This window comes from Sandarakinorhabdus sp. (assembly GCF_032115815.1).
In the GTDB taxonomy this organism is placed as follows: Bacteria; Pseudomonadota; Alphaproteobacteria; order Sphingomonadales; family Sphingomonadaceae; genus Sandarakinorhabdus.
The window spans coordinates 1-3925 of sequence record NZ_JAUMBI010000147.1; the positions used below are offsets into that span (position 1 = coordinate 1).

The 3925-nt window shown below is 65.5% G+C and carries 5 protein-coding genes; all 5 read left to right on the top strand.

Annotated features, from left to right (window positions below):
- Positions 1 to 1412: acyl-CoA synthetase (locus tag RT662_RS08520; protein WP_313670280.1), on the top strand; the 1412-nt coding region annotated here is incomplete at its 5' end.
- 68 nt (positions 1413 to 1480) lie between these two features.
- A complete protein-coding gene (locus tag RT662_RS08525) occupies positions 1481 to 2269 on the top strand; it encodes a TraB/GumN family protein (protein WP_313670281.1) in 789 nt (262 codons plus the stop codon).
- Positions 2266 to 2649, top strand: coding sequence for a hypothetical protein (locus tag RT662_RS08530; protein ID WP_313670282.1), 384 nt, complete (start codon positions 2266 to 2268; stop codon positions 2647 to 2649). The genes RT662_RS08525 and RT662_RS08530 overlap by 4 nt, the downstream gene beginning before the upstream one ends.
- 154 nt (positions 2650 to 2803) lie before the next feature.
- The gene (locus RT662_RS08535; RefSeq protein ID WP_313670283.1) at positions 2804 to 3406 is read left to right on the top strand and encodes a 50S ribosomal protein L25/general stress protein Ctc; all 603 of its coding nucleotides are present in this window, start codon (positions 2804 to 2806) and stop codon (positions 3404 to 3406) included.
- A gap of 78 nt (positions 3407 to 3484) precedes the next feature.
- On the top strand, positions 3485 to 3925 hold a 441-nt coding region (pth, locus tag RT662_RS08540), incomplete at its 3' end, for an aminoacyl-tRNA hydrolase (protein WP_313670284.1).

A 3925-nucleotide genomic window follows, 5' to 3' on the forward strand; every position in this document is an offset into this window, starting at 1 on the left:
AGGTCGCCCAGCTGATGCGCCGCCATGGCCTGGTGCGCGGCGATACCGTTGCGCTGATGCTGGTCAACAGCCTCGATTATCTCGCCATCTGCTGGGGCGTGCAGCGCGCCGGGCTGGTGTTCGTCGCGATGTCGACCAAGCTCAACGCCGATGAAGCCGGCTATATCCTCGCCGATTCGGGGGCGAAGCTGTTCATCGCCTCGGCGGCGCTTGGCGCTGTCGCCGCGCCGGCATCGGCGGGCGTCGCGGCGCGCTATGCCGTTGGTGGCGCGATTGCCGGCTTTGCCGATTTGGGCGAAGCGATCGCCGACCTGCCGACGACACGCATCGCCGATGAAAGCAGCGGCCGCGACATGCTCTATTCGAGCGGCACCACCGGCCGGCCCAAGGGCGTGCGCGGCCCGTTGCCCGAAGGCCCGCTCGATGCGGTGGATTCGCTCAGCGGCCTGCTCGGCATGCTCTATGGCTGGGAGCCCGGCATGCGTTACCTGTCGCCGGCGCCGCTCTATCATGCGGCGCCGTTGCGCTATTGCATGTCGGTGCACCGCTATGGCGGCACCGTGGTGGTGATGGAAAAATTCGATCCCGAAGCCTATCTGGCGCTGGTCGAAAAACACCATATCACCCACAGCCAGTTGGTGCCGACCATGTTCGTGCGCATGCTCAAGCTGCCCGAGGATGTGCGGACGAAATATGATCTTTCGTCGGTAAAGGTCGCCATCCACGCCGCCGCGCCGTGCCCGGTGGACGTGAAGCACGCAATGATCGCCTGGTGGGGCCCGGTGATCTTTGAATATTACAGCGCCACCGAAGGCGCCGGCTTCACCGCCATTTCCCCGCAGGAATGGCTGGCGCGGCCGGGCAGCGTGGGCAAATCCATCCTGGGTGAAATCCGTGTGCTGGATGATGATGGCAACCGGCTCGGCCCGAACGAGGTCGGCCGCATCTTCTTCCACGGCGGCGGCAGCTTCAGCTACCATAATGATCCCGAGAAGACCGCCAGTGTGATGAGCGAGCATGGCGCCACCTTCGGCGACATCGGCCGGGTGGACGAAGAGGGCTATCTGTTCCTCACCGATAGGGCCGCCTTCATGATCATCTCTGGCGGCGTGAACGTCTATCCGCAGGAAGCCGAAAACACGCTGATCTCGCACCCGGACGTGGCCGATGTCGCGGTGTTCGGCATCCCGGACGAGGTGATGGGCGAAGCCGTCCACGCCGTCGTGCAGCCGCGTGACATGGGACGCGCCGGACCTGATCTGGAAGCCGAACTGATCGCCTATGTGCGCAGCCGGCTCTCCCACGTGAAATGCCCCAAGCGCATCGATTTCCGCGCCGAACTGCCCCGACACGACACTGGCAAGCTCTACAAGCGGTTGTTGAAGGACGAATATTGGGCCAAATCCGGCTAATGCTGCTGCGCCGAATACTCCTTCTCCTTTGCCTTTGGTTGGCCGCGCCCGCATGGGCGGTGCCAGCGATGTGGCAGGTGGGCCAGGGCAAGCGCCAGATCACGCTTTATGGCACCATCCACGCCTTGCCGAAGGGCACGGATTGGCTCACCCCGCAGGCGGCGGGCGCCTTCAATCGCGCCGGCACATTGGTGGTGGAAATCGCCGGGCCGCCCGATCCGGCCGCCATGCGCGCCGTGGTGATGGAACTGGGCCGGCTGCCGGTGCCAGTGCCATTGGCCAGCCGGCTGCCCGATGATCTGAAACCCAAGGCCGATGCCCTGCTGAAGGCGACGGGCCTGCCGCCCGGTGCGCTGGATGGCATGGAAAGCTGGCTGGCGGCGCTCACCCTGGTGCAGATCGAGGTGGCTCGTGCCGGGCTCGATCCGGCGGCCGGGGTTGATGTCGCGCTGATTGCCCGCGCTCGCGCGGCCGGCAAGCCAATGGTGGGCCTGGAAACCCCGCGTGGCCAGCTGGCGCTGTTCGATAGTCTGCCCGAAGCCGATCAGCGGCTGCTGCTGGCGTCGGCCATCGCCGATGCCGGCAAGACGGCGGAACAGATGCAGGGGCTGGTCGCCGCCTGGGCCGCCGGCGATGTCGAGCGCATCCTGAAGGATTTTGACGATGCCAGCCTGTCGCCGGAACTGGAAAAGCGCCTGTTCCGCGATCGCAATGCCGCCTGGGCCGATTGGGTGCAGATGGCGTTGAAACGGCCGGGAAGGCATTTCATGGCCGTGGGCGCTGCCCACATGGCCGGGCCGCACAGCCTGATCGCCATGCTGAAGGCGCGTGGGCTGCGGGTGAGGCGGGTGCAATGAAGCGTTTATTGGCTCCAGTTGCCGTGGCCGTGCTGCTGACGGCCTGTTCCGGCCCGGACGCGGTGGCCAGCCGGGCGGTGATCGATCGTTTTCATGCCGCGCTGGGCGCCGGCGATTGGGCAGCCATCGATGGCCTGCTCAGCCAGTCCACCCGCAATCTGCGCCCCGGCGGCGCCACCGCGCGGGCCTTTCGCGCCATCATCGAACGCCATGGCCGCTATAGGGGCGGCGAACTGGAAGGCATCACGCGTGAGGATGGCCGCACCACAATTGCCTGGTCGGCCCGCTATGAGAATGGCCCGGTCTCGGAACTGTTCGTGCTGGTGGAAGAGGGTGGGCAGCTGAAAATCGACAGCTACACCGATCAGCCCGCGCCCTGAAGGCAACGCCGCCGCTGCAGTCCGGCGATCACGGAGCGGGCGCTTGCTTTTTCCGGCGGCTTCCCCTATCCGCGCCGCTTCGTTGGTGTCCTGCCATTTTCGCATCCCTGGAGGCGGCGGGCGCAAGCGAAATCATATCCATCAGGAGCAAGCAATGAGCGAAACCTTCAAGCTCGTGGCTGAACTTCGCGCCAAGGCAGGCAAGGGAGCCTCCCGCGCGATCCGCCGCGAAGGCCGTGTCCCGGCCGTGATCTATGGTGCTGGCGAAGCCGCAACCACCATTCACATCGAGGAAAAGATCCTCATGCGCCAGTTGCACACTGGCCATTTCATGAACGCCATCGTCGAGCTGGAACTGGATGGCACCATCATCCGCACCCTGCCGCGCGACGTGGCTTTCCACGTGGTTTCGGACCGCCCGATCCATGTCGATTTCCTGCGCCTCACCGGCAATGAAGTCGTCACGGTGACTGTCCCCGTCCACTTCGTCGATCAGGAACTGTCGGCCATCAAGACCGGCGCGATGCTCAACATCGTTGCGCACGAGTTGAAGCTGGATTGCGCTCCGGATGCCATTCCGGATGATGTGACCATCAGCCTGGCCGGCTTGCAGGTTGGCGCCGCCATCCACATCGCCGACGTGAAGCTGCCCGCCGGCGTGAAGCCGCACGGCCGCGAAACCGGCCTGACCATCGCCACCATCGTTGCCCCCAAGGCAATGAAGAGCGAAGAAGGCGAAGCCGCCGCGACCGCGTAAGCGTTCCGGCGTCAGCGTGCATCGGGGCAGGGGAGCGATCCCTTGCCCCGTTCGCATGTTTGGGACACAGGAAGCGCCATGCAGATCCTCGTTGGCCTCGGCAATCCCGGCGCGCAATATGCGCTGCACCGGCACAATGTCGGCTTCATGGCCATTGATGCCGTGGCCGCGTGCTGGAACATCGGTCCGTTCAAGCCGCGGTTCCAGGGCCTGGCCGCCGAGGGGCGCATCGGCACCGCCAAAGTGCTGCTGCTTAAGCCGGCTACCTTCATGAATGAAAGCGGTCGCAGCGTTGCCGAGGCGGTGCGCTTCTACAAGCTCGACCCGGCCGAGGCGCTCACCGTCTTTTATGACGAGCTCGACCTTGCCCCGTTCAAGCTGAAGATCAAGCATGGCGGCGGCGCGGCCGGCCACAACGGCATCCGCTCCATCGACGCGCACCTCGGCCCCGATTGGCGGCGCGTGCGCATCGGTATCGGCCACCCCGGCCACAAGGATCGGGTGACGGGGCACGTGTTG